Annotated in this window: 30 protein-coding genes; 25 read left to right on the top strand and 5 right to left on the bottom strand. The window is 42.9% G+C overall.

Features of this window, described 5'->3' with window-relative positions; translation table 11 throughout:
- Window positions 1–30 precede the first annotated feature (30 nt).
- The 4 genes from whiA (at window position 31) to CHH48_RS19780 (ending at window position 3,137) form a co-directional block, all read left to right on the top strand.
- The gene (gene whiA / locus CHH48_RS07370) at window positions 31–981 is read left to right on the top strand and encodes a DNA-binding protein WhiA (RefSeq protein WP_038564637.1); all 951 of its coding nucleotides are present in this window, start codon (window positions 31–33) and stop codon (window positions 979–981) included.
- 109 nt (window positions 982–1,090) lie between these two features.
- Window positions 1,091–1,357: an HPr family phosphocarrier protein gene (locus tag CHH48_RS07365; protein WP_038564640.1), complete on the top strand. Its 267-nt coding sequence runs from the start codon at window positions 1,091–1,093 to the stop codon at window positions 1,355–1,357.
- A gap of 123 nt (window positions 1,358–1,480) precedes the next feature.
- A complete protein-coding gene (gene sppA / locus CHH48_RS07360; RefSeq protein ID WP_095218488.1) occupies window positions 1,481–2,488 on the top strand; it encodes a signal peptide peptidase SppA in 1,008 nt (335 codons plus the stop codon).
- Window positions 2,489–2,501: 13 nt separating this feature from the next.
- A complete protein-coding gene (locus CHH48_RS19780; RefSeq protein WP_245840331.1) occupies window positions 2,502–3,137 on the top strand; it encodes an RDD family protein in 636 nt (211 codons plus the stop codon).
- 46 nt (window positions 3,138–3,183) lie between these two features.
- On the opposite strand, the gene clpP is transcribed toward CHH48_RS19780, so the two are convergent.
- Window positions 3,184–3,771, bottom strand: coding sequence for an ATP-dependent Clp endopeptidase proteolytic subunit ClpP (gene clpP / locus CHH48_RS07350; protein WP_038564644.1), 588 nt, complete (start codon window positions 3,769–3,771; stop codon window positions 3,184–3,186).
- Window positions 3,772–4,071: 300 nt separating this feature from the next.
- Between clpP and CHH48_RS07345 the strand changes: the two genes are divergently transcribed.
- The 3 genes from CHH48_RS07345 (at window position 4,072) to CHH48_RS07335 (ending at window position 7,110) form a co-directional block, all read left to right on the top strand.
- A complete protein-coding gene (locus tag CHH48_RS07345; protein ID WP_095218487.1) occupies window positions 4,072–4,878 on the top strand; it encodes a manganese catalase family protein in 807 nt (268 codons plus the stop codon).
- A 339-nt stretch (window positions 4,879–5,217) separates the two neighbouring features.
- Window positions 5,218–6,201: a tyrosine-type recombinase/integrase gene (locus CHH48_RS07340; RefSeq protein ID WP_095218486.1), complete on the top strand. Its 984-nt coding sequence runs from the start codon at window positions 5,218–5,220 to the stop codon at window positions 6,199–6,201.
- A 180-nt stretch (window positions 6,202–6,381) separates the two neighbouring features.
- On the top strand, window positions 6,382–7,110 hold the full coding sequence (locus CHH48_RS07335) for a helix-turn-helix domain-containing protein (protein WP_095218485.1): 729 nt from the start codon (window positions 6,382–6,384) through the stop codon (window positions 7,108–7,110).
- A 127-nt stretch (window positions 7,111–7,237) separates the two neighbouring features.
- Here the strand turns inward: CHH48_RS07335 and CHH48_RS07330 are convergent, their stop codons facing one another.
- The gene (locus tag CHH48_RS07330; RefSeq protein WP_095218484.1) at window positions 7,238–7,480 is read right to left on the bottom strand and encodes a helix-turn-helix domain-containing protein; all 243 of its coding nucleotides are present in this window, start codon (window positions 7,478–7,480) and stop codon (window positions 7,238–7,240) included.
- A 117-nt stretch (window positions 7,481–7,597) separates the two neighbouring features.
- Between CHH48_RS07330 and CHH48_RS07325 the strand changes: the two genes are divergently transcribed.
- Together CHH48_RS07325 and CHH48_RS19470 are read left to right on the top strand one after the other, a co-directional pair.
- Window positions 7,598–8,737 (top strand): AimR family lysis-lysogeny pheromone receptor, encoded by a 1,140-nt coding sequence (locus CHH48_RS07325; protein ID WP_095218483.1) that lies wholly within the window; start codon window positions 7,598–7,600, stop codon window positions 8,735–8,737.
- Between the two features lie 2 nt (window positions 8,738–8,739).
- Entirely contained in the window at window positions 8,740–8,898 is a 159-nt protein-coding gene (locus tag CHH48_RS19470; protein ID WP_176466377.1) for a hypothetical protein, read from the top strand.
- A 60-nt stretch (window positions 8,899–8,958) separates the two neighbouring features.
- Here the strand turns inward: CHH48_RS19470 and CHH48_RS07320 are convergent, their stop codons facing one another.
- Both CHH48_RS07320 and CHH48_RS07315 read right to left on the bottom strand, forming a co-directional pair.
- The gene (locus tag CHH48_RS07320) at window positions 8,959–9,699 is read right to left on the bottom strand and encodes a hypothetical protein (protein WP_095218482.1); all 741 of its coding nucleotides are present in this window, start codon (window positions 9,697–9,699) and stop codon (window positions 8,959–8,961) included.
- Between the two features lie 19 nt (window positions 9,700–9,718).
- Window positions 9,719–10,036, bottom strand: a complete 318-nt coding sequence (locus tag CHH48_RS07315) for a YolD-like family protein (RefSeq protein ID WP_095218481.1) — start codon at window positions 10,034–10,036, stop codon at window positions 9,719–9,721.
- A gap of 172 nt (window positions 10,037–10,208) precedes the next feature.
- Here CHH48_RS07315 and CHH48_RS07310 point away from each other — a divergent pair, with 172 nt between their 5' ends.
- Window positions 10,209–11,285: a tyrosine-type recombinase/integrase gene (locus CHH48_RS07310; protein WP_095218480.1), complete on the top strand. Its 1,077-nt coding sequence runs from the start codon at window positions 10,209–10,211 to the stop codon at window positions 11,283–11,285.
- Between the two features lie 259 nt (window positions 11,286–11,544).
- Here the strand turns inward: CHH48_RS07310 and CHH48_RS07305 are convergent, their stop codons facing one another.
- The gene (locus CHH48_RS07305) at window positions 11,545–11,790 is read right to left on the bottom strand and encodes a helix-turn-helix domain-containing protein (protein WP_095218479.1); all 246 of its coding nucleotides are present in this window, start codon (window positions 11,788–11,790) and stop codon (window positions 11,545–11,547) included.
- Between the two features lie 502 nt (window positions 11,791–12,292).
- Here CHH48_RS07305 and CHH48_RS07300 point away from each other — a divergent pair.
- From CHH48_RS07300 to CHH48_RS07230, 15 genes are all read left to right on the top strand, one after another.
- Window positions 12,293–12,628 (top strand): hypothetical protein, encoded by a 336-nt coding sequence (locus tag CHH48_RS07300; RefSeq protein ID WP_095218478.1) that lies wholly within the window; start codon window positions 12,293–12,295, stop codon window positions 12,626–12,628.
- Window positions 12,628–12,888, top strand: coding sequence for a hypothetical protein (locus CHH48_RS07295; RefSeq protein WP_095218477.1), 261 nt, complete (start codon window positions 12,628–12,630; stop codon window positions 12,886–12,888). Before CHH48_RS07300 ends, CHH48_RS07295 begins: the two co-directional genes overlap by 1 nt.
- A 369-nt stretch (window positions 12,889–13,257) precedes the next feature.
- Entirely contained in the window at window positions 13,258–14,517 is a 1,260-nt protein-coding gene (locus tag CHH48_RS07290; protein WP_095218476.1) for a hypothetical protein, read from the top strand.
- Between the two features lie 171 nt (window positions 14,518–14,688).
- The gene (locus tag CHH48_RS07285; RefSeq protein ID WP_095218475.1) at window positions 14,689–15,651 is read left to right on the top strand and encodes an HNH endonuclease signature motif containing protein; all 963 of its coding nucleotides are present in this window, start codon (window positions 14,689–14,691) and stop codon (window positions 15,649–15,651) included.
- A gap of 3 nt (window positions 15,652–15,654) precedes the next feature.
- The gene (locus CHH48_RS19310; RefSeq protein ID WP_141230058.1) at window positions 15,655–15,987 is read left to right on the top strand and encodes a hypothetical protein; all 333 of its coding nucleotides are present in this window, start codon (window positions 15,655–15,657) and stop codon (window positions 15,985–15,987) included.
- A 35-nt stretch (window positions 15,988–16,022) separates the two neighbouring features.
- Window positions 16,023–16,448: a hypothetical protein gene (locus CHH48_RS07275; protein WP_095218473.1), complete on the top strand. Its 426-nt coding sequence runs from the start codon at window positions 16,023–16,025 to the stop codon at window positions 16,446–16,448.
- Between the two features lie 433 nt (window positions 16,449–16,881).
- Window positions 16,882–17,604 (top strand): hypothetical protein, encoded by a 723-nt coding sequence (locus tag CHH48_RS07270; RefSeq protein ID WP_095218472.1) that lies wholly within the window; start codon window positions 16,882–16,884, stop codon window positions 17,602–17,604.
- An 18-nt stretch (window positions 17,605–17,622) separates the two neighbouring features.
- Window positions 17,623–18,033 carry a terminase small subunit gene (locus tag CHH48_RS07265; RefSeq protein WP_095218471.1) on the top strand — a complete coding sequence of 137 codons (411 nt, stop codon included), beginning with the start codon at window positions 17,623–17,625 and terminating at the stop codon, window positions 18,031–18,033.
- A 122-nt stretch (window positions 18,034–18,155) separates the two neighbouring features.
- Complete coding sequence (locus CHH48_RS07260; protein WP_095218470.1) at window positions 18,156–18,710, top strand: recombinase family protein; 555 nt, start codon at window positions 18,156–18,158, stop codon at window positions 18,708–18,710.
- A 48-nt stretch (window positions 18,711–18,758) separates the two neighbouring features.
- Window positions 18,759–20,006, top strand: a complete 1,248-nt coding sequence (locus CHH48_RS07255) for a PBSX family phage terminase large subunit (protein WP_176466378.1) — start codon at window positions 18,759–18,761, stop codon at window positions 20,004–20,006.
- Between the two features lie 14 nt (window positions 20,007–20,020).
- Window positions 20,021–21,328 (top strand): phage portal protein, encoded by a 1,308-nt coding sequence (locus CHH48_RS07250; RefSeq protein ID WP_095218468.1) that lies wholly within the window; start codon window positions 20,021–20,023, stop codon window positions 21,326–21,328.
- A gap of 4 nt (window positions 21,329–21,332) precedes the next feature.
- Window positions 21,333–22,310, top strand: a complete 978-nt coding sequence (locus CHH48_RS07245) for a minor capsid protein (RefSeq protein ID WP_095218467.1) — start codon at window positions 21,333–21,335, stop codon at window positions 22,308–22,310.
- 100 nt (window positions 22,311–22,410) lie between these two features.
- Complete coding sequence (locus tag CHH48_RS07240; protein ID WP_095218466.1) at window positions 22,411–23,013, top strand: DUF4355 domain-containing protein; 603 nt, start codon at window positions 22,411–22,413, stop codon at window positions 23,011–23,013.
- Window positions 23,014–23,065: 52 nt separating this feature from the next.
- Entirely contained in the window at window positions 23,066–23,881 is an 816-nt protein-coding gene (locus CHH48_RS07235) for a N4-gp56 family major capsid protein (RefSeq protein WP_095218465.1), read from the top strand.
- Between the two features lie 186 nt (window positions 23,882–24,067).
- Window positions 24,068–24,400: a phage head-tail connector protein gene (locus CHH48_RS07230; protein ID WP_095218464.1), complete on the top strand. Its 333-nt coding sequence runs from the start codon at window positions 24,068–24,070 to the stop codon at window positions 24,398–24,400.

The raw sequence follows: 24,400 nt of genomic DNA, 5'->3' as shown, positions 1-24,400 counted from the left end.
AAGCGAGGCACGAGAAGGGGGGAGAGCTTCGTGAGCTTTGCATCAGAAATAAAGAAGGAATTGACGACCATTCCAATTGAAATGACGGATGTAAAAAGTGAGCTAGCAGCTTTAATACGGATGAACGGCTCTGTCTCTTATTCGAGACAGGAATATATGCTGGATGTTCAGACAGAGAATGCGGCCATAGCAAGACGTATCTATACGTTGCTGAAGGCGATCTATCAGCATCCAATCGAACTGCTCGTCCGTAAAAAGATGAAGCTGAAGAAAAATAATGTCTATATAGTACGATTAAATAAACAAGTGGATGACCTGCTACGCAATCTAGAGATCCTAGAAGACAAATTCACTTTTGTCCGCACAATCAGTACATCCTTCACGGATACTGCTGAGAAGCGAAGAGCGTATTTACGTGGTGCTTTTCTAGCAGGAGGTTCTGTAAATAATCCGGAAACATCTTCCTATCATTTGGAGATATTCAATACACACAAAGAACATAGTGATGCACTTTGCGAGCTGATGAATACATTCGATTTGCATGCCCGCAGTACGGAGCGTCGTAAGGGCTTTATTACTTACTTGAAAGAAGCAGAGAAGATCACGGAATTTCTCAATATCGTAGGTGCTCACAGCGCTTTGTTTAAATTTGAAGATGTCCGGATTGTACGAGATATGCGTAACTCGGTTAACAGGCTCGTTAACTGTGAAACAGCGAATCTCAACAAGACGATTGGCGCTGCTTTCCGTCAAGTTGAAAATATCAATTTCATCAAAAACACAGTTGGTATCGGGGCATTACCGGATAAACTCCAGGAAATAGCTGAGCTTCGTGTCCAGCATCAAGATGTTTCGTTGAAGGAACTTGGCGAACTCGTTTCCACCGGGAAGATCAGTAAATCCGGTATTAACCACCGTCTTCGTAAAATAGATGAATTCGCTGACAGACTTCGTAATGGGACATCAGTTAAAAAAGCGTAAGCAGGTATAAAGCTGATATAGCATGTGGTATACTTAGAAGACACTCAAATGGGTGTTTTCTTTTTCAATGTTTTGGTAGCGCTTACTTGGAAGATGGGAGGAATCACATGTGATCCAAAAAACCTTGCGTGTCACCCTGGATACTGGTTTGCAAGCCAGACCCGCAGCAAGCTTCGTCCAGCAAGCCAATCGTTTCAACGCCTCTGTGTTTGTAGAAAAAGGGAACAAATCGGTAAACGCTAAAAGCATCATGGGTTTGATGAGCCTGGCTATAGCCCAAGAAGAATTGATCACCTTGAAAATCGATGGTTCGGATGAGGTGGAAGCAATGGAGGAGCTTACGGCCTTCATTACCACTCCATCAGCAGCCAGCTGATTTTCCCGCAAAAAAAGTCCTGAATTATTCAGGGCTTTTTTTTGCTAATATGTGGTAACCGACGCTGTCCTAGTGTAGGCTATGTATTGTAAGATTTTTATAAGAAAGAAAGGAGATTACATTTTGAACGCAAAACGTTGGATCGCAATCGGAATTGCAGCTGGATTGCTTGCCGCATCGGTCGGTTTCCAAACCTTGTTCGCTGTGATTAATAGCAACTTCACAGAAGCGTTTGATTCAGCAACTGGAAGCACTTATATGAGTGAAGAAGTTGTTGAAGATGGAGATATGACGAATCGGATAGCGGTACTGAAAGTAGAAGGTACAATTCAGGATACTGGAGAAGAAGCTTCTTTATTGGGAAGCGCTACATATAATCATACAGCCTTTTTAGAGCAATTGGAGCAGGCTGGTATGGATGATACTGTCGGAGGTGTCATCATCGAAGTGAACAGCCCTGGCGGCGGTGTCGTCGAAAGTGCTGAAATTCACGATAAGGTAGTAGAAGTACAAGAAGAATACGGAAAGCCAGTTTATGTGTCGATGGGTAATACAGCAGCTTCTGGCGGCTATTATCTAGCGGCAAGTGCGAATAAGATTGTCGCTCACCCCGCTACACTGACAGGATCAATTGGTGTTATCATGTCTACACTCAATTACGCCGAGCTTGCAGATAAAATCGGTATCAAAGAGGAAGTTATCAAGAGCGCTGAGCATAAGGACATCATGTCTGGAGCGAGAGAAATGACGGATGAAGAGCGGGATATCCTGCAGTCCATCATTGATGATATGTATGCTGACTTCGTTCAAGTCATTGTAGACGGACGCGGTATGCCGGAAGATCAAGTACGTGAACTTGGAGACGGACGTGTGTATTCTGGTAAACAAGCTATGGAAAATGGCCTGGTCGATGATCTAGGGGATCTTGAAGATACGATTAGCATGATGAAAGAAGAACAAGGTCTCGAAAACGCGGAAGTATTCGAATATACAGGAAGTGGCTTTGGTATGGGCTCCTTCTGGGCAACAGCAGCCGAAGGTCTGTTTGTTTCCGATTCTGATTTGCTCGGCATCAAGCAGCTGATGGGCAAATCGAATTCACCTGAAGCTATGTATCTTTATACGGAATAGGAGGCGTTAGAATATGGATAAAGAGAAACGTGAGCATCCAGAAGAACTGACGTCATCCGATCAGGATTATTCCCGAACAGAGATACCTGAAGCAACGGAAACTGACGAACATACAGCGTCTGGTAAAGCATCGGGTGCCTATAATAATACGTATCAAGAACACCAGGCTGATGATAAGGAGATAAAGGATCACCGACAAGAAGCAGAGATTCCTTTATCTCCACTAGCAGGTGAACAACGATATGCAGGCTTTTGGATGCGATTTTGGGCATATATCGTTGACCTTATTGTTGTATTCAGTTTGACGGGTCTGATCGTTAAACCATTCACGATGATAGATTCCTTCCGTGAAGCGACGCTTTGGTTGTGGAGTGTCAGCGGTTTACTTGGCGGCGTGATATTCTTTGCTTATTTCCTGTTCATGACCAAATGGCGCGGACAGACATTAGGCAAAATGATATTCGGACTACGAGTCATTCGGAAGGATGGAGAGCGGCTGTCCTGGTCAGATACACTTATCCGGGAAGTAGTCGGCCGTTTCATTCATCGTCTGCTATTCCTGTTTTTCCTTTATGCAGTAGTAGCTTTCACACCAAGGAAGCAAGGCTTGCACGATATGTTCGCTGACACACTTGTAATCCATGAATGAAAAAAAGCCATCCAGCTTTAATTGCTGGATGGCTTTTTCTTATGTCTTAAACAGGTTTTTTCTCCATTACTTTGTCGATCAAGCCGTAGTTTACTGCTTGTTCAGCTGTAAGGAAGTTATCACGGTCTGTGTCGCGCTCGATTACTTCAAGCGGCTGTCCACTGCGTTCTGCCATGATTTCGTTTAATTTCTTTCTCATTTCGATGATACGACGAGCATGGATTTCGATATCACTTGCTTGTCCTTGTGTACCACCTAGCGGCTGGTGAATCATGACTTCACTGTTAGGAAGTGCATAACGCATGCCTTTTTCACCGGCAGTCAATAGGAATGCACCCATGGATGCAGCCATACCGATGCAGATAGTAGATACTTTCGGCTGGATGAACTGCATTGTATCATAGATAGCCATACCTGCTGTAATAGATCCGCCTGGTGAGTTGATGTATAGGGAAATGTCTTTTTCTGGATCCTCTGCTGCTAGGAATAACAGCTGGGAAACAATGCTGTTGGCAACATTATCATCGATCGCGCTACCGAGCATGATGATCCGGTCTTTTAGCAAACGGGAGTAGATATCGTAAGCGCGTTCTCCTCTGTTTGTCTGTTCGATAACTGTAGGGATTAGATTCATGGTAGATCCTCCTTTGGATATGAGCTCATTATTCTAAGTAATGACTAACCTTATATTACCTAAAAGGTCAATAAAGGTCAAACAAAATACTTACTTTCTTTCGCCTATTCCATGCTTCCCTAGTTGGAAGGCATATAAACGCTGGAAATAGAGTCTCTCGTTAACTTTGACTTTTAACTGACAAACTCCTGCAAGCTGGCTTATTTTTCATTTAAATTACATCATTAGGAAATGGTTTAGAAAATTTACCAAGGTGGAATGTAATCAACTGAAACCAACTAAACCCTAGGAGGTAACAACATGTTCCATCATCAGAAAGTACTTCAATATCCAGCGAAACCAGACAAGCCAGATGCATTATTTGCAAAACAGATGCAGGAAATCCTTGGAGGTCAGTATGGCGAAATCAGTGTTGCCCTTCAGTATCTCTTCCAAGGCTGGAGCGCTCGTGGTGAAGAAAAATATAAAGATTTGATCATGGATACAGCAACTGAGGAAATCGGTCACGTTGAAATGATTGCAACAATGATTGCTCGTCTTCTCGAAGGTGCACCAGTAAATGAACAGGAAGAAGCTGCGCAAAACCCTGTTATCGGCGCCATTTTAGGCGGTATGAACCCACAGCATGCGATTGTTGCCGGCCTAGGACCTCGTCCGACAGATAGCAATGGTGTGCCATGGAATGCAGGTTATATCATCGCAAGCGGTAACATGCTCGCAGACATGCGTGCGAATATTAACGCAGAATCTCAAGGTCGTTTACAAGTTGCTCGTCTATATGAAATGACAGAAGACAAAGGTGTTCGCGACATGTTATCCTTCTTGCTTGCACGTGATTCCATGCACCAAAACCAGTGGATTGCTGCAGCTCGTGAATTGGAGGAGAAGAACGGTATTATTGTACCTGGTTCCTTCCCGAAAGAACTAGAAGCAGACAACTTCTCTCACAGCCTGATCAACTTCTCGGAAGGAGAAGAGTCCAAAGAAGGCAGCTGGGCGAACGGTACAGCTCCTGATGGTGGCACGTTCAAATATGAAGAAGCGCCAACAGCGCACGGTGAAAAACAAGAGCTGAATCCAGCACCTGAGTATATGTATCCTAAATAAGAAGAAGCCCCCGGTGAGGGGCTTCTTCTCTGTTTAAAAAGGTCTTGCTTATAACTGCTAATTAACGTATAATAATCGTTGTCACATTAATTACATATGCGCTCGTAGCTCAGTCGGATAGAGCGGTGGTTTCCGGTACCACGTCGAGTTTCTTGCCTCGGTATTAAAAGGCTAGAAACGTTGACATTACGGTATTTTTCGGAAGGCTATCGATGACACACCGGACACGTACCGATTAGTTTCGGTAAGGATTTAATTCCCGGTAATCGTCTCCATCGGCTATGAATAACGCAGCGTTTCGATACATCTCGCGTAGAAAACTACGGGAGGTTTTTTTGTATGGTCAAACGGAATAGAGCCGTTGTTAGACGCCGAAATGTAACAGAAGAACGCATTACCTATTCGGAACATATCACCACGGAACAAGCGTTAGAACGCGTACTTAATATATATTCTTCGGAGGGCTATCGCGCTCGAACGATGAATGATTATCGTAAATACTGGGCGGAGTTTATACGGATCATTGGTGGGGATCGTCCTGCCATCGATGTAAAAACTGACGATTTCCGAAGCTACATTAACGTCATGTTACGGAAAAGAGGACTAGCGCCGACAACGGTGAATATTCGTATGAATGCGATTCGGGCGATGTTTAACCGATTGCATGCCGAAGGTTTGATAGGCGAGGAAAACGCTGTAGCTCCGATAAGAAAATTAAAGACAGATGAATCGAAGGTAGGCGCCTTATCTGACGACCAGGTAAGACGTCTATTTGCACAGATAGATAAGAATAGCTTTGCTGGATACCGCGATTATTGTGCCATGCTGACTATGCTTAAATGTGGTCTGCGGAGCAACGAAATCAATTCACTAGAAATACACGATGTTGACTTCGATAATAGTGTTATCATGCTCCCGGGCGCAAAGAACAAGAACAGGAAGAACAGATCAATACCTATTCATCCGAAAGTAGTAAGGGAATTGAAGCAGCTTATAAGTGAATGCCAGGAATACTTTGGAGATAGCCTGACTTATGTTTTTGTAAATAATGCGGGCGATAAGATGAAAGAAGACCTTATCAGAAAGAGGATGTATAAGTATGGAATCGATGCTGGCCTAAAGGGAGAATGCAGGACAAGCCCACATAATTTGCGGCATACCTTTGCCGTCAACTATCTAAAAAATAGCGGGGATATTCGGTCACTAATGAAGATTATGGGACATTCCGACTTATCTACAACTCAAATTTACTTGAATTACAGCGATGATGATGTAATCGAGAAGTCTAAGAAAGTAAATAAGTTGGACACGTTGGACGTCTGAGTCATAACCGAAAAATCCATAAAAAAAGAACGCAACCATCTCGGATGAGATGATATACGCCCCTTATCGCTAAGGATAGTATATCGAAAAAATTAGGCTTGTGCAAGTCTTATTTGTCATGCACAAAAACCCTTTTTAACCCTCATTCCGCCGGTAGTTGCCCGGAGGAGAATCCCCGCTATGACCATCTATTTATCGGAGCACCAGACGTTTAGTGACGTCCAGGAACTCAATCATCATGTTAAATTACATACCGACCGTCACCGTTACGAAATGAATGACACACAGCGTACTGTATTACAATTCATCGCACGTTATTCGGCTAAGTATGCCGGAGCCAGCCATCTTAAAACGGAAACGATCGCAGCCGGAGTCGATAAGTCTCGTCGAACAGTCGAGCGTGCTATCGGTGCTTTAGTGCGCCTTAATATCATCGAAAAGGTATCGACTACCCGACGCATAAAGGGCGGAAAAGGAGCGAACATTTATCGTGTTATGCCCTTTAATGACGTATCGGAAGTGTCGCATTGCGAAGAACCGGACAAGCCTACGGAGACAAGCGATAGAGCCGTTTCAGCTCCGAAAGAAACTACTAACCTCTTAATCTCAAATGCTTGTATTACATATACGTCTGCTACGCCATACGGTCGCTTTAAATCATTCATCGAGCAATTTATCGGCAAGGACGAAAAGGCGCTAGTGCATCGGCTATATGGCGTGTATCTCGGACAATCGAAGGCACTCCGAAAGGTATACGAGGCTCGTACGTTGATCGACGTTGCCTGCAGAGGCATAGCAGTGACGTTCCAAGCGACGAAATCGAAGAGGATTCGTAACGTTGCCGGCTATTTTAACGGCGTTATATGCCGTCTATTCGATGAAATGTACGAAGAATTGCTGCAAGTGTGACCTTATTCGGACAACGTACGGTCAAAACCCGCCCTTTTAGCAAAAGTGTATTACTATTCGGAGTAAATCGAATTCAGTTCGGTAAATTTTACCGGACGATAGCACAAAAAAGACGCCTATTGGCGCCCTAGTCGTGAACATATTCGATTATGTCGGTTATTCCGTATACCTTCGTGCTGCCTTGTTCGTCTGCTATTTCGTTTAATGCGTCGAGTATAGCCGTTGCCGTCTGATAATTTAGCGCTTTACTCCGATCATTTACCATATCGGCGAGAGTTGCCGGGCGTATGCCGGCTTTTACAGCGACTTTATTACGTGTAGCTCCTAGCTCTTCCAGTGTTTCGTTAAGGTTTGATTTTATACGGCTCATTGCTAATCACCTCGGCTTTATTATATCCCTTAAATAAATATGCGTAAACCTATTGACGTATTACTATTATAGTATTACTATTTAAGTAACAAATGATTCCGAAAAGGAGATTTGAATATGAAGCCATTAAGTTTGCAGATTCTCAATCGTTTAGATGAATTGGATATGACAGCCGTAGCCGCATGTAAGCTATTAGGAATTACGCAGGGTGCAATGAGTGGATTTACTCGGGGATTGCATGAAATGAGCTTTAATATCGTTCTCCGACTTCCGGAAGCGCTATTCGATGGAAAGCACGAAATAGTAAGAAGGGCAGCTCTATTAATGGACGGGCCTTTAAATATCAGAGCATCGCTTGAATACCTTTATAACAACGATTATCACGAAGACCTTGTAACTATTATCGAGAATGACCGTCAGTTCCTTCGTAGTCAGGACATTTACGAGGCGTACAGATTGGCGATGGAGTATCAGAAATGCCGTTTCAAGTCTTACGACGAGCTTACGATAAAGCTGGATCGTGCAATGTACTTCACACGGGACAAGCAAGCACAAGCGTTGCTAAAGATTATTCAAGCCGACATAGCTTACCAGAATCGCGAATTTAAGACAATGCGATCGGCTGCCGCAACTGCACGCGAGATAATCGGCGAACTAAAGGACACGTTCTTCAAGAACAGCTACACTAGCCGGATAGACAAGCTATTCGCTCATGCAGCGCTATTCGAAGGCAACCTACCGGAAGCTCGCGAATACGCGCAGAAGGTGATCGATGCGAAAGTTAGTCCGAAACTTACTTCCGATGCTTACTACATACTCGGCACTTCGTACTGGTTCGAAGACCAGGCGCTTACGCTCGACAACCTCCGAAAAAGTAGCGAGATACTACGTGCAGCAGGTCGTGAGGATATGGCGCAGGAAATCGAGATGCGCGACATAGAAACGGTAAAGACATACTACGGCATCGACCTAGACGTTATTACTGACGACATGGATCCTTCAGAGAAGGCATTCCGTTACGCTAAACGTGGCGACAAGGCGCAGGCTATCGAAATACTGGATAGCATTCCGGAAACAGCTTTCCGATTGTATTACAGAGGCATTGCCGAAAATGATTGCGCACTTCACTTGCAGTCGCTATTACAGCTAATGAAGGGAGGAGATAACTTCTATATCGGGCTGCCATTATCGGAGCTAATGAAGGACGAGTTTTACCGTAATATTGCGTTGAAATTAACTAAAAAAGGGGAAATTTGATTATGAAAAAGCTTGGACTAGGATTTGCTATTGCGTTAGTAGCTACGGTCGTTATTTTGGGAAATAATACGGGAAATAAAGAACAGGAAGCAGCCGCATCAGGAACGATTACCATTATGAAGCATATGGCCGATCCTGGCGGTGGTGGCGGTAACGGCTGATAACATATACCTAAAGGGAAAAAGCTCTGGAAATATGTCAGAGCTTTTTTTCTTATGGATTTAGTTAACGTTTAATTCATTTTCCATAAGTTTCTTTATTTCCTCCCGTTTCTGAGTCAAATCTTTTTTCCTTTGTTTATTTTCTTTGCGATACTTATCGATTAAATCACCTGAACCAAATCCATTTATAAGTTCTTTTTCTTTATTAAAGTAATAAATGAGTTTACGAGAAATCTCGATCATTTCGTGTACCTTTTTACTTACTTCTTCTTTAATATATAACTCTGACACTACCACTTCTTCGTATGTTTCAACTCTAATTTCATCAGATTTTAAAAGTTCGTGGAAATCCATCATTTTCTCAAATTCTTTTATACCTAAGATTTTATCTTTCTTGTATATATCCTCTAATTCTCTCACCCTTAATTCGGGGACATCTTCTTTAATTAAATACTCCCTTATATCTACAAAGTTGTCTGAAAAACGTACCAAGTTGTAAAATTTATTCATGTACTCTGTGCTAAGTTGTAATTTCGCTTCTAAATTACATACCATCTTATAGACATTCATATAAACTTCGTGTTTTTTGGAACTGAACAATGTAAAATCGTGAATTCTCCGCTGGTAATCATGCTCTACATTCTTTACGACAAGTTGAAGGTCATGTTTAACTTCTACTAATTTTTTATCAAAATGCGATTTAACTTTTCCTTGAATTATCTTTCGTAATGAAAAGAGAACTAATCCACCACCAATTAGCGCTGAGGCAATCCAAGACGTGATTAAAGTTACAATACTCATTTAGCAAGCTCCTTTTTATTTATATAAGACTTATTAATGAGGTGAAATTAACATAATCCAAACCGGTGCTGCTACTTATTTCAATACGTCGCATGCCAATATTTACCTTATCTATTGTACCACTTACGGAATGAATGCGCTTGTTCTCGTAATACTCAACGGTAACAGGTGCTTGACTTTCGTAAGCCTCACGAACTTTCCGCTGTATTTCCTCCTGTTGGTCCTCCGATAATATCGGTTGATTGACATCGTACTGACGCTGCCTAAGCTGCTTTAGCTCCTGAATATGCTCCGGCAACATTAACGAAGTCCACTTAATTGATCCGCGCTCGTTCATTCCTTACACCTCCATTACAGAACGTTTGTTCTTATAATATTATCATAACGCTTGGTTCTCATACTGTAAACTAATTTTCTCCGTTAAGGGTCGTTAACCTTCGTTAAACGCCGTCAAATCAAGGTTTTAAAGGTTATTTACGTTTTTTGTCGAAGGTAAAAATGAGGTGATAATGGTGAGGAAAAGAAATAGAGGTAATGCTAGAAAAGGAATAAGTCCTAAACAGATAAGGACTAACTATGTTACGCAGACACTTGATGAATATTTTGATTTATTTTATGACATCAAAACTGCCGAAGGTAAGGCCTCATCTACATTAGAGCAATACAGAAATAACTATAAATTCTTTAAGCGTTTTTTAGATATGAGGTATCCGTATATCTCAATATCCGAAATCGATCGGAAAGTTTGCCGTGATTACATTCGATATATGCGAGAAGAAGCAGTCCGCTGGGAAAATCATAAATTCCTTCCAAAATCGTCACAGACAGTAGGCTTGTCGATAGAGACGGTAAATACGAGACTTAAAACATTACGGGTGTTTTTCGGCTGTCTGGTCGATGAAAAGGGTATAAATGAGAATCCAATGGAAGGAGTGAAGAACCTTCGGAAAGAAGAATCGAATATCAGCGTCCTAAATGAAGATGAACTACGTAGACTTTTAATGGCGCCTAATCAAATTTCCTTTCCGGAATTTCGAGATTATGTACTCATGTACTTACTTGTTGATAGCATGATGCGTATAGGTGAAGCACAACGACTACAAATTCAAGACTTTGATTTATATAGTAATGCGGTAACAATTCCAGCAGCTATTGCTAAAAGTAGAAGGGCAAGAACGATAATGCTACAAGTTAGGACCATAAAATTAATTAAGGAGCTCTACGCAGAAAATAAAACTGACTTTGATACAAATCATATTTTCCTTACTAATTATGGAGAGCCAATGGAGCGAAACCATTTCCGTAAACGGCTTATAGCTTACGCGAAAAAGGCGGGCATTACAAAGAAAGTGCATCCGCATATATTGCGCCATACAGCTGCGACAATGTTTCTCGAAGATGGCGGGGATATCCGCCACTTGCAGATGATCCTCGGACATTCCGATATGCGAATGGTTCAGCGATATACGCATCCGTCCGAGAAGTCAGTAGCGCGCCAGCAATCGGCTCACTCAGCGATAAATAAGGTAATAGGAAAATTGAATAAGCCACGTAAGAGAAAAAGAAATATAGATTCTGATTTTTAGCGTACGATTTATCGCATTCGGAATTGTTCGGACGTCCAAGCGTAATTCTATCCGTTAGAGATACTTTAATAACCGGAACGACTTATATCGAAGAAATAGCGCTAATGCTAAGGCATCGGCGCTTTTTTTTTCTTGACGGGTCATGCTTCGGAAGATGGCGGAGGATGCCGGATGTGCGGCGCGGGTTATAACGTTGTAATATGTCGCGACGTCGCGACATTTAGGATTTAGGCATGAAAAAAGACGCCCGGCAAGGCGCCTATTCTTTCCGTATTATTATAAGTTCGTTTATATCTTCGATATCTAAGAGCTCGACCACGGCTGCGATATGCTTCTTATTTATCGACTGTCTTACGTTATTACACATTTCACTGATCGAAGACTTCGCTAGAGTTGCGGTTTTGGGGTCGTTGGAATCTTCCTTCGACATATTCCAAAGCTCTTCTTGCGTTATGCCACGCTCTTTCAACAGTTCTTTTAATCGAATCTCCACTACAACCGCCATTTCGTACCTCCATTAATTCACCGTTTTGTTTATTTTTCAAATCACTAAATACCGCCTTATATGCGTTGACTTTACCGGCTGGTAATTCTATACTTGATTCAAGGTTCGAGATTCCGAATTCAGAACTACGAACCCACCTGACGGCAATCGCAATCATATAACTCTGATCGCTACTGCAATAGCGATTATAAAGGACGGTGAAAAGAATGACAAACCCACGATTCGCAATGCCGGTAATGTACGGCGTAGTAATGTTCGGTTTATATGTAGCACTTCGTATAGCTTTCTAACTCGGCCCAGCTGGATAGCGGCAACTATCCGGCAATACTTACGGTAACTGCAATTACCGAGGCGATAGTGCTGGAACACTTCGCCGAATATATTACAAACTCTCCCGCTAAAGAGATCACGCTTAAACAATAAATAAATCTACCGGCTTAATATACCGTGACTCTGCTGGAACAGGGTCGCTCAATCCTAAACCGAAAGGACTAATTTCATTATGACAAACAATCAAGTCAAGGTAAATAGAAAGTTTCGCAATGAGTTCGGACAAATCGTTTCTAATTTCGCAGAAGGCACGCTAATCGACGGAGGTTCCCTCTTAATGGTAGTCGAAGGCGGCGAGGAAATCACGTTCTACCCGGCGACTAACATCCAGGACGGTACGGTTACGTTAGAGGCGGATTGTAACGAATTATTCGCACTACTATTCACTACGCTCGACGAAAAAGCGGACATGCTTGCGAAGGTAATCGGAAGTGGCGCTAGCTTGGCGGACTTTATCCGGGCGGGAATAAAACTAACGCAGCAAAGAATCGAAGGGAGTGCGGAATAATGAGCGATATGCAAACGGTAAATCACTTGCAATCGGTTATTCACGATACTAACCGCTCTCTAGAAGATCGCTGCAAGGCAGAAACGGTATTAGCCGAGCTTTACCTTAACGCTTATCCTATGCCGGACTGGCTGAAAGAGCGTCTTATCGATAGTTTCGGCGAAATGTCTACGCTCGATTACATCGCCGGTGAGTTAGTAAACCGATACCAGGTCACGGACGAGACGCCTTCCCTCCAATGGATATCTGCGGAATGCTAAAAATTAACGCCTAAAACGTACAAACTCGGTTTGGAACACGTCAAACACATTGTATAGGCGGTTCAAAAACAACGGCTGCCCTCGGTAGTCGTATTTTTTTTCTAAAAGATTAAAAGTACGTGGGTGAGTCGTCGCAAGCTCCGCCTCTTTTATTAGAAACACCCATCCTTACCCATTTCCTACAGGACTTTTAGCCCCTGTCTTCTTGTGAAGGGGCGTAAAAGATCCCTCCGAAAATGGGTAAGGATGGCCCGCGCGTTTTGAAAAGTGCTCCATGCTTAATTATTGCTTAGTTGCTTAGTCATTTTTAAAACATGGCAGTCAAAAAACGACTGCAAATTATGCGAATTTATTAGGGAGGCAGTTATATTGGAAAAAACAAAGCTGTTTGAAGAAGTGTTGTTCGAAAGAAAGTACAATGATGTGAACTTCTCTATTGTCCCGAAGCATCCTAAAATATCAAGGACGGTACAATCTATTGTATTAGGTTTTTCGAAACAAAATTCCTTTTCTGAACAAGAGGTAGTCGCTTCCGCAGCTTCGCTAGCATGGGAGGCCTTACTTGAATTTAAATTACAAGATAACGCTTCTTGGGAAGACGTGGCGAATGGACAAGACGTACACAACCTTAACAGGGTCGTTAAAGCCATTTGCATTAAACTTGAACACGAGCTTCCTCCAATAATCAATCCAAACACAAAGCGCATGTATGATCCGGAAACTGGCCGTTTAAGCTACGTAACTATCGATTTCGAATCGTTAGACAGACCGATATACGATCGTAACGGTAGCGAAGTAGGTACGGTGATGGATACAGTCGAAGATTCATACTTCGCTCAATCATACGAATATGCACGTAACCCGTTTCTCGAGTGGTTCCGTAAAAATCGCGATACGGTCCTTACAAGACGCCAAAATGACTTCATCGACAGCTTATCGGTGGACATGGCGAAAGATACCGACTATGTAGAGGTCGACGACTTCCGGGAATTGGCCGGATTTGATCGAAACAATCTTAGCCATATGAAAGGGCGCATTAGTGATCGGACCTTGAAAGCGTGGGAAAAGTTGAATATCGGTATACATGATTTAGATATGATCGAAGAGGAATCGAAATGGACGGAATTTTTGTCTATCGCTAATGATGATGAGCTAGATACGCAGAATAAGAGATTGACTGAATGGCTGCGCTCGCAAGCCAGAGAGGACGTTATTATCGAGGAAAAGGGTAAGAAGTTAGCCGACAAAGAACCCGTTATAGACTTCGTGTATGACCTTCTGACGGGCAATGCGCGATTAACTACCGAGTTTGCTACGGCACTATCCGATAACGGAAAAAAACTTAGCTCCGAGTTACTTTCGAAAGTGGTATATGCAGCAGAAGAACGAGTCGCCGACCTTACCGATGCTCTTTCGGTAGAAAGTGATAAAGCTAAGATAAAGAGGAATCCGGAAAGAAAGGCTGCAAACGCCGCAAGGAACCGCAAGTACAAAGAATTCACTGATACGCAACCGTGTTATGTATACGATGCAGCAGGGGCGCTTACACAGACGATAGAACCCGGAGAAGAGAATGCATGTAAAATTTACGCGTTAGACGCTCACGGAAATAGAAACGAACTACGATAGTCCTTGATTATAACAATCGATGGACTATCTTTTTTATTTTTCGTAATTAACCAAATAAGTATAATTTTATCCAATTTATATCTTATCAAATAAAAAAGCAAAAGTAAAGGCTTCGCTGATTAATTTCAGCGGGCCTTTTTTTGTTGCTCAAATCAGGAGGAAACAAGACCAATGACTAATTTAAAGAGATGGAGCAATGAAAGATTCGAGCAGGAATTAGTGACAAAAACAAACTCTAAATATACAAGAGTGGGAGAGGTAATTAATAACTGCCAACCGGTGGAAGTTGTATGTAATGATTGTGGAACACATCTGACAAAAAGGCCCGATAATGTAAGGTTAAAGCGATCACTGGGTTGCTGGAAGTGTAGTAAAATCGAAAAGGCTGCTCATACTTACGTTTCATTCACTAATCGCTTAAAAGAGCTGGGATATACTTACACCTTTACATCTAAAGATTTGGTTGTCGACGATGTAACTCCTTCCCGAGTAAAAGTACCGGTGATTAATCAAGCTGGAACACGCGTAGATAAGTCATACGATAACGTTATGAGGCGTAAAGGCGGCAAGCCAATCGTATGGAATACCGAACGATTTAATGCATGGGTAATCGAAAATGCACCGGGCTATAAGTTAATCGGTGAATACGAAAAAAATACGAAGAAAACAACGTTTCTCTGCCCGGATGGGCACGTGTTCTCAATGATACCGAAAAATTTCAAGGATACCGGTCGGAGATGTACAGAGTGTTCCCGCATTGCAAATTCGGAATCTCGCCGTGGTGAAAAGTCGCATTTTTATAACGCCGACATGACCGACGAGGAGCGCCAGGCGCTCGCAGAGGCACGCAGAGACGCCAAGTATGCGCAATTCCGTCGAGATGTACTAAAGCGCGATAATCACGAATGCCAGGCGTGCAAGAGCGATGAAAAGCCGGAAGTACATCACGTATATAGTTTCGGAGCTTACGAGGAGCTACGAACGAATCCGAATAACGGTATCGTGCTATGTCGTGACTGTCACGTTGACTTCCACCGCAAGCATGGGTACGGCGAAAATACACTCGAACAATTTACCGAATGGCTGCAGAATGATAATCTTATAGAAACGGTAAAAAATAGGCTAGAAGCCTAAAAAATGACTAACATCACCCCTAATAGGATTACAAGGGAACAAGGTTGCGAGCTTACCCACGGAACGCAGCAAGGCGCCATGACAGGCAGTAAGCAAGGTCGGAGTCATTGGCGCTTGTTTCCAAATAAAGCGAATAGGAAGTGTGTCGGAATGAAAGAGAAAATTGCATTCGTTTATAGCGGCAATGTTGCGCGTTTCTTAATTAAGGATTGCGGTTTGACACCGATCACACAAGCGATTAATCCGAACAATATGAAAAAGTTCACCATGTTCGAACGTACACCGGAATTCAGAGCGGGTATGGACAAGTACGAAGAGATCCGTAAAGCTAACTAAGCGAAATTAAATAAGGCGAAGGGATTTGAGGCGAAATGTCGGCAAATGAATCGAAATTGACGGGGTTACAACGTGAAGCAAAACGTCAAAAACAAGCTGTTCTTGAAAACGGAAAATATGCTCCGATACCACACCGGATATATAGAGAGGTATTGCCGGAACTAAAGGAAAAATACGATGGACAAACCGCTCGTGACTGTCTTACACTGTATATGTACTGTCATGCTTACGTAAATGGTCTGAGTGATACGGCTGAATATTATTGGGCGTACCCAACCGTAAAGAAAATAATAGAAGATACCGGATTGCACAAAGATCGTATTAAAGGACTTTTCGACGTACTAGAAACCGAAGGCTTGATGATAACGCGTAAGGTACCACGTAATGGCCATGCTAAAAAAATGTATATGCCTCTTTATGAAAGCAAGGAAACTAGCCAAAATCCTGCAAGCGGGATTTAATTAAGTCCCACTAACAGGATTTAATCAAGTCCTATAAGCGGGAATATAAAAAGAACTATTTTAATAATAACGATTTAAAAAGAATAATAATTGCGAGAACCTTATCGGAAGCAAAGAACGCTTCCTCTACAGAACATTTTCTTCGAAAATAACCTGTCATATACTTATCTAAATACATTAGAGATTGAAATTATAAGTGCCTCCGAAAAGTAGAATGAAATAGATATTAGTCGGAGGAAAGAACTTAATAAAAGAAATAACTAGGCCCACATCCTGCAGCCGGGAATCGGGCTATTTTTATGCCGTTTTACACATTTCGGAGGTCTTTAATACGTAAAAAGTATCTCCAGATAAGAAAATTAATGGCTGAAGGCGTAAGCCGAAGCAATGGTTTAATACAGTCATTTAATACGGAGAGTGAGGATGGTGGTTAATGAGTGTATCTAAGATTCTTAGTCAGTTAGATAATAAGATCGTACATGAATTAGCAGTATTCTCATTCATTCAAGTAAAGAATGTTACGACCGTTCCGGAAATTTCTGAAAGTATTGGCTTACCCACTGACAAAGTCGAATGTTCAATATTTCATCTGAAAGATATAGATGTTGTATCAACAAATGAAGATGTAGTATTCCTTAGTTGTTTTAAAGGACTAGTCAAGCACGGATTACGTCCTATAGATCATTCTAAAGAACTTCCTGGTGAGTATACCGAAAAGGCTCTAGCGGAAATTATGGGCGGGAAGAAAACGAAACATTCCGAAAAGGGCCACGACATTATCTTAAGCGATTTGACGAAGATTGAATGTAAAATGGCTAGGCTATCAGGAAAACAGTATTCAATCAGCGGTATCGGCACGAATAGCATATACGATTATCTTGTCGCCGTGCTGCACCCTTCGGAGACTAACTACGATATAACTACAGCGACTATACTATTTGTCCCGAAAAGAGAAGTTCAACTTTTATCTGATCGGAAAGGTATGGTCAAGATTAACGAATCACTATGCGGAATGAAATACGACTGGAACAAATACAAGGTTACGGTCGAGGAGCTGAAAGTTATCGGAAGACGATCGGCTCAATATACGTTAAATCCGAAGATTAGTCGCCAGGGCCTACGGGAGCCAGGGCGGCTTTTTAATTACGCTAATTGACGGAAAGGAGGCGCAGATATGACGAAATTAAACGCCAAACAGCGGTTATTTGTTAAGCACTATATCGCAACACTAAACGGGGCAGAAAGCGCTAGGAGAGCGGGTTACAGCGCTAATTCAGCTAAAGAAACTGCATCGCGGCTCTTAACGTATGATAACATTCAGCAAGCGATCGAAGAGGGCGCAAAAGAGCGGCTTGAAAAGGCCGGAGTCCAAGCGGAAGACGTTATCGCAGAGATAGCGAAGCTTGCGATGATGAACGGAGAAGAACTCGAAGAATGGGCGGACAAGTTCGGCATGCGTGTCGCAGATAAAACGAAGGCGCTCGAATTGCTCGGCCGATATCATACGCTATTCACCGATCGAGTCGAACAAAGCAGCGAAGTTCAGATAAACGTTACCATTGACGGACTAGAAGACGAAGAATAATCGGCAGCAGGATCATATACGGTATCATAACTTAAAAGTATTGACACCGTTTCATCAGAGTGATAAGATCGGTATATCAAGGCGTGTCATAACTTAGCGCCATATATCGGAGGGAAATCACTATGAAATACGGATATGCACGAGTGTCAACGGTGGGTCAGGATTTGGAAGCGCAGGTTAGCGCATTAACGGCAGAAGGTTGCGACAAAGTCTTCTCGGAAAAGTTTACCGGAACGAAAGCAGACCGACCGGAATTCCAATCGCTACTCGATGCGGTGCAGTCCGGAGATACTATCGTGGTTACGAAGCTCGACCGGTTCGCACGTTCTGCAGGCGACGCTATCAGTATCGTCCGTAACCTGTTTGAGCGTGATATAAAGGTTCATATACTTAATATGGGTCTTATCGAAAACACTCCGACAGGGCGCCTAATCTTTACGATTATGAGCGGGTTTGCGGAGTTTGAACGAGATATGATCGTTGAGCGGACGCAGGAAGGAAAGGCAATCGCTAAGCAGCGAGAAGACTTCCGAGAAGGACGTCCGAATAAATACAGCAAGAAACAGGTCGATCACGCGCTAAAGCTTCTCGAAACTAATTCATACAAACAGGTCGAAGAAATGACCGGCATATCTAAAAGTACATTAATACGAGCAAAACGGAAGCTAGCCGAATAAGGCTGGCTTTTTTGTTTGCGTAAATTTAATACGGAAGGAGGGCGCCCATTGCCCGCTATTAATCTTAACGTAGACAAGACAGTGTTCAATCGGGCGTACCTCCCGTATCTGAATACTAGAACGCGATACAACATATTTTACGGCGGTGCTGGATCCGGAAAGTCACGATTCTTGGCGATGAAGCTTACGCTTGATTTGCTTAAGCGACCGAAGACCAAGCTGCTTGTCGTGCGGCAGACCTTCGCATCTATTCGGGACAGTGTTTACGCGGAGTTCCTGGACGTTTTCGATATGTTCCAGATAACAGATCATCTCATTATTAGTAAATCGACGCTAAATATAGAGTTCCCTAATGGCAGTACGATCATATTCAAAGGCGGCGACGATGAAACGAAGCTCCTTTCTATTAGCGGGGTTGACCTTTGTTGGGTAGAAGAGGCATTTCAAATATCCTACGACCTATGGAGCCAATTGAAGCTGCGACTGCGTGGGGGCGGCCAGAAGAAACAATTCTTCCTTTCGTTCAACCCGATCAGCGCGCTTCATTGGTTAAAGAAAGAGTTCTTCGATAATCCGTTAGATGACGTCACTATATGTCACACAACGTACAAGGACAACCGATTCCTCGACGATGAGTATATTCGGAGTATAGAAGAAATGGAGACGCGAGATCCCGTTAAATACGCCGTATACGCATTAGGAAAATGGGGCGTCATGGGGCGGAAAGTCTTCGAGAATTGGGCAGTAGAATCATTCAAAGTATCGGAGCTTATGAAAGAGAATAACGCAATGGAAATGGCGGTCGGCATGGACTTCGGGTATGTATCGGATCCCTCAACGCTTATCTGCTCGCTTGTTGATGTAGCTAATCGGAAGCTCTACATATTCGACGAGCTATACGAACACGGCCTATTAAATAACGAGCTTGCCCGTCGTGTTATCGATATGGGATACGCAAAGGAACGCATTGTCGCGGACAGTGCAGAGCGTAAGTCTATCGATGAACTGCGCGGATACGGATTGCGAAAGATACAACCGGCAGCCAAAGGCGCAGGGTCGATATTGACCGGCATTCAGTACGTGCAGCAGTTCGATATCATCGTACATCCGGACTGCGAACATACGATTAACGAATTAGAAAACTACTCGTACAAGAAAGATAAGCAGACCGGTAAGTATACGAACCAGCCGTCGGATAACTTTAACCATCTTATCGATGCGCTCCGGTATTCGCTCGAACCTTTCCGTACGAATAATCGATTAACGACGCTACCATCTAATCTTTTCGGAATATAAAAGGAGTGTGACTGATGTACGAAACAATAAGGATTAGCGATATCAGTATCGCAGATGATCCGAAATTCATAACCCGGATTATCGACGATTACAAGATATCGAATATACCTCGGCTGGATAAGCTGGATCGTTACTACAACGGGCAGCATGACATCTTAAATCGTCCAATGATTGATCCGGCCAAGCCTAATAATAAAATTGTCCATCCGTTTCCGGCGTATATAACAAACACGGTAAACGGTTATTTTATGGGGAAACCCGTTACCTATTCTTCGGATAATCCAAGCTATATACAAGCCATTCAAGGCGTATTAGGCACCAACGATGAAAGCTATATTAATGCGCAGCACAGCAAGAGCGCAAGCGTAAAAGGGTTATCTGCAGAGCTTATCTATATGAACGAAGCTAACGAGATTAAGTTCAATTTAATCGATGTTAGGGAACTCGTCTTAATTTATAGTGACTCGATTGATCCCGAACTAATCGGCGCTATTCGATACTACGAGCTGAAAGATTATATGTCGGACAAAACAACACTAAATGTCGAGCTCTATACGGCAGATGAAATAATAACGTACTCGGAGGGCAAAAGCGGCCTAGTGGAAACAGGTCGTAAACCTCATTACTTTAAAGAAGTACCTGTTATTGTCTATTACAACAATGCCGAATTGAGTGGCGATTGGGAGCGGCTTATCCCGTTGATTGACGCCTATGATATGGCGGTATCAGATCATTCGAACATGCTCGAGTATTTTAGCGATTGTTATTTAGTGCTGTCCGGATTGACGGCAGAGCCCGAAGATATTGCGGCAATGAAAGAGAATCGTGTAATGCTTCTCGGCGACAACGGAAAGGCCGAATTCTTAACGAAGACAGCCGATGTCCAGACGCTAGAAACATATAAGGTCCGACTCGAGCGGGATATTCATAAGTTCGCGCAGGTTCCGGATATCCAGGCGGAAGGATTTACAAGCGACTTGTCCGGTATTGCGATTAATTACAAGCTGCAGGCACTCGAACAGTTATCGGTAACGAAAGAAAGACTATTCAAGCGGGCGCTACAGAAGCGCATCCGACTTATTACGAACATGCTTAATTTACAAGGCGCGTCTTACGAATACGCGGACGTTATTATGCAATTTGAGCGCAACTTGCCGGTCAACGTTGCGGAAAAAATCGATTCCGTTAAGAATCTGTATGGAATCGTAAGTATGTCGACTCTACTACAGCAATTACCGTTTGTCGAAGACGTTCAAGCGGAGCTGGATCGGATTGCTGCTGATGGAAGCATTAGCGATGATTATAACGATATAGGCGGGTGATTAGATGGCAGAAGCTACGCTGGAACCCGGCAAGTTAGCGAAAGAAGCCGAAGAGTTAGAAGCGGAATTTACGCGGAATGGGGATCAACTATTCGAAGAGTTAGCGAAGCAGTACGATCGGTCTGAATCGGAGATTGAGCGGGCAATAAGCGCCTTTTACGCGCAATACGAGACTGACGAAGGCTTATCGTTACAAGAAGCGGAAATGCCTCTTAGACGGGCGGAGATTAATGCCTATAACGAAAGAATTTCCGAATATGAATCGCAGATTGCCGAAGAGGAAGTCGATACAATCCCGACGGAAAATCCAGCTACAAGAATAGAAGCTTTATTCGGTGAAATTGACGCTATTACTATTGTTGCTACCCTCGCGATAACGTCCGGTATTACCCGGCATTTACGCGGTTCGCTAGAGGATTCGTATTTACGGATTGCTTTTATGATTCAAGGCGGAGTCGAAACCTACTCACGAGTTCCATCGGTAGCTACCGAAACAGTGTCCGAAACTTTAGCTTTTCCGTGGTCAGGCGAAACGTACGATGATCGAGTACGTGCCAATCGGGAGAGCTTTTGGCTTGGTCTTAAACGGTCAATTCGGGAAAAAATCGTTCGTAACGAAAAGTTGAAAGATACGATCGCTGATCTTAGAAAGAAAGTAAAAGCTTGGAAGACGAGTACGCAGCGAATTATCCGAACAGAATCCAACCGGATATTTAACGAAGGAACAGCCTTAGCCTACCGATTATTCGGAGTAGAGCGTTATAGCGTTCTTGCAACGATAGATGCACGCACAAGTCAGGTTTGCCGAAGGGAAAACGGTAAGACGTATTTATTGGAAGAGCGCATTACAGGCGTCAATTACCCTCCATTCCACCCGAATTGTCGTACCATCGTTTTGCCGGTTACTTCTAATCTTACTTTTAGCGGAAGGTTTATCAGAAGTATTTCATTTTCTAATTGGAAAAACAGATTCGTTCAGTAGTATTCTGTCCAATTCGGAACACGACGTTAAACTGTATCCGGATACCAAACTTGGACTACCAGGGGCTATGCAACTGGCAGGACAAACAGGAGGACTTTAAATGAATGAGCAAGCTGAAGTAAAGCAGGAGCAACAAGAAACAGTGACGCAAGGAACAGAAGTAGAAAATCTGACGTTATCACAAGAGGAACTCCAGCAAATGATTGGTTCCGAAGCTGATAGGCGTGTAACCAAAGCCTTGCAAACTGCAAAGGAAAAATGGGAACAAGAGGTAACAGAAAAAATTCAAAAAGAGCGATCAGAAGCGGAAGAGCTCGCCAAGCTTACTGAAGCGGAGAGAGTACAGCGAGAATTTCAGATGCAGCAAGAAACCTTCGAGCAAGAGAGAAAGCAGTTCCAACGAGAAAAATTAGAACTTCAAACGGTTAAGTCGTTGCAGGCAGAGAACCTTCCAACCGAATTCAGTACTTTTGTACTTAGCGATTCGGCAGAAACGATCACTCAAAATATCGCGTTGTTTAAAGATAAGTGGCAGGAAGCAATCGAGAAGGCGGTTGTTGAAAGATTAAAAGGCACCACGCCCAAAGGTTCCAATACGAAACAAGGTATTACCGCAGATGATTTCCGAAGAATGACTTACAGAGATCGCGTTGAGTTGCAAAACCAAAATCCAGAACTATATGCACAATTATCAAGCCGTTAATTAAGCGGCTATTTTTTATGTCCAAAAATTAAAAAGGAATGGTGAATTTATAATGGCACAAACAAAACTTACTAACCTAATCAACCCACAAGTAATGGCAGATATGATTTCTGCTCAACTACCTAGCAAAATCAAGTTTTCTCCACTTGCACGAATTGATACTACTCTGGAAGGTCAGCCAGGAAATACAATTACAGTACCTAAATACGCATACATCGGCGATGCAGAGGACGTAGCAGAAGGCGTAGCAATGGAAACTACAATTCTTACAGCAACATCCACACAAGTAACTGTAAAAAAGGCTGGTAAATCTATCGAAATCACTGACGAATCTGCTTTGTCTGGTTACGGGGATCCAATCGGACAAGCTAACGAGCAGCTCTTAACCTCTCTTGCTGCTAAAGTTGACAACGATGCGGCTGAAGCCCTTAGTGATGCTTCTCTAACTCACACTGCTGATAGTGCTATTTCATACGAGAGTGTGGTTGATGCCATCGATAAATTCGGTGAAGAAGATGACGAGGAGAAAATCCTTTTCATTCACCCATTACAAAAAGGGACATTACGCAAAGATCCACTATTCCTAAGTTCCGTCCCGAACGCGTATATGACAGGAGTCATCGGTGAGATTGCAGGGTGTCAAGTTGTAGCATCTAACAAAGTACCAGCAGTTGATGGTACTCCAGGAACGTACGAAAACTTTATTGTAAAACCTGGTGCTTTGGATATCTATCTAAAACGTGAAGCACAAGTTGAGCAAGATCGTGATGTACTGGCTAAAACTACAGTCCTGGCAGCGGACGAGCACTATGCAGTAGCTCTAGCTGACGACAGTAAAGTTGTAAAACTGATTGTAAATAAAGCCTAATCGAATTAGTAGCGAGGCGATCTAAATCACAGGTCGCCTTTTTTGCTTTAAAAGGGGGGCAATTATGATGGGAATGCTTTTGAGAAGACATAAACAAAAAAAGGAAGAAAAGCAAGAGGTAGTCCAGGAGCCGGACACAAAAAAGAAAGCTCCAAAACAGCAAGCAAAAAAGAAGGCTGATTAATCATGGCTGTTGCAGATAACATAAATATTTTACTCGGATTAGATGGTACGGATAATCGGGTCGATGTTCTAATAAATCAAACGGAGCAAGCTATCCTTAATTTCTTTAGCGCAAAAGGACTTCCGTTTCTACTTGTACCGGATGACATTTCTTTTGTAACTGAATCTATCGTTGTAGCGCTTTACAATCGGTTAGGTTCGGAAGGGTACAAATCAGAAAACATCGAGGGCCTATCGATTACTTACCAAGATGACGTATTTCAAACTTATCTACCGTATCTAAGTCAATACGCAAAGACAAATGGCGGCCAAGTCGACCGGTTAAGGATGCTTTGA

Source organism: Terribacillus saccharophilus (genome assembly GCF_002272075.1).
Lineage (GTDB): Bacteria > Bacillota > Bacilli > Bacillales > Amphibacillaceae > Terribacillus > Terribacillus saccharophilus_A.
This window is presented reverse-complemented; position numbering and strand designations above follow the sequence as displayed.

Bases quoted from the DNA above. Each gene is read 5' to 3' on its own strand.
- CHH48_RS19780 (WP_245840331.1), top strand. From the start codon at position 2,502: ATGGATAAAGAGAAACGTGAGCATCCAGAAGAACTGACGTCATCCGAT.
- clpP (WP_038564644.1), bottom strand. From the start codon at position 3,771: ATGAATCTAATCCCTACAGTTATCGAACAGACAAACAGAGGAGAACGC.
- CHH48_RS07345 (WP_095218487.1), top strand. From the start codon at position 4,072: ATGTTCCATCATCAGAAAGTACTTCAATATCCAGCGAAACCAGACAAG.
- CHH48_RS07340 (WP_095218486.1), top strand. From the start codon at position 5,218: ATGGTCAAACGGAATAGAGCCGTTGTTAGACGCCGAAATGTAACAGAA.
- CHH48_RS07335 (WP_095218485.1), top strand. From the start codon at position 6,382: ATGACCATCTATTTATCGGAGCACCAGACGTTTAGTGACGTCCAGGAA.
- CHH48_RS07330 (WP_095218484.1), bottom strand. From the start codon at position 7,480: ATGAGCCGTATAAAATCAAACCTTAACGAAACACTGGAAGAGCTAGGA.
- CHH48_RS07325 (WP_095218483.1), top strand. From the start codon at position 7,598: ATGAAGCCATTAAGTTTGCAGATTCTCAATCGTTTAGATGAATTGGAT.
- CHH48_RS19470 (WP_176466377.1), top strand. From the start codon at position 8,740: ATGAAAAAGCTTGGACTAGGATTTGCTATTGCGTTAGTAGCTACGGTC.
- CHH48_RS07320 (WP_095218482.1), bottom strand. From the start codon at position 9,699: ATGAGTATTGTAACTTTAATCACGTCTTGGATTGCCTCAGCGCTAATT.
- CHH48_RS07315 (WP_095218481.1), bottom strand. From the start codon at position 10,036: ATGAACGAGCGCGGATCAATTAAGTGGACTTCGTTAATGTTGCCGGAG.
- CHH48_RS07310 (WP_095218480.1), top strand. From the start codon at position 10,209: ATGGTGAGGAAAAGAAATAGAGGTAATGCTAGAAAAGGAATAAGTCCT.
- CHH48_RS07305 (WP_095218479.1), bottom strand. From the start codon at position 11,790: ATGGCGGTTGTAGTGGAGATTCGATTAAAAGAACTGTTGAAAGAGCGT.
- CHH48_RS07300 (WP_095218478.1), top strand. From the start codon at position 12,293: ATGACAAACAATCAAGTCAAGGTAAATAGAAAGTTTCGCAATGAGTTC.
- CHH48_RS07295 (WP_095218477.1), top strand. From the start codon at position 12,628: ATGAGCGATATGCAAACGGTAAATCACTTGCAATCGGTTATTCACGAT.
- CHH48_RS07285 (WP_095218475.1), top strand. From the start codon at position 14,689: ATGACTAATTTAAAGAGATGGAGCAATGAAAGATTCGAGCAGGAATTA.
- CHH48_RS19310 (WP_141230058.1), top strand. From the start codon at position 15,655: ATGACTAACATCACCCCTAATAGGATTACAAGGGAACAAGGTTGCGAG.
- CHH48_RS07275 (WP_095218473.1), top strand. From the start codon at position 16,023: ATGTCGGCAAATGAATCGAAATTGACGGGGTTACAACGTGAAGCAAAA.
- CHH48_RS07270 (WP_095218472.1), top strand. From the start codon at position 16,882: ATGAGTGTATCTAAGATTCTTAGTCAGTTAGATAATAAGATCGTACAT.
- CHH48_RS07265 (WP_095218471.1), top strand. From the start codon at position 17,623: ATGACGAAATTAAACGCCAAACAGCGGTTATTTGTTAAGCACTATATC.
- CHH48_RS07260 (WP_095218470.1), top strand. From the start codon at position 18,156: ATGAAATACGGATATGCACGAGTGTCAACGGTGGGTCAGGATTTGGAA.
- CHH48_RS07250 (WP_095218468.1), top strand. From the start codon at position 20,021: ATGTACGAAACAATAAGGATTAGCGATATCAGTATCGCAGATGATCCG.
- CHH48_RS07245 (WP_095218467.1), top strand. From the start codon at position 21,333: ATGGCAGAAGCTACGCTGGAACCCGGCAAGTTAGCGAAAGAAGCCGAA.
- CHH48_RS07240 (WP_095218466.1), top strand. From the start codon at position 22,411: ATGAATGAGCAAGCTGAAGTAAAGCAGGAGCAACAAGAAACAGTGACG.
- CHH48_RS07235 (WP_095218465.1), top strand. From the start codon at position 23,066: ATGGCACAAACAAAACTTACTAACCTAATCAACCCACAAGTAATGGCA.
- CHH48_RS07230 (WP_095218464.1), top strand. From the start codon at position 24,068: ATGGCTGTTGCAGATAACATAAATATTTTACTCGGATTAGATGGTACG.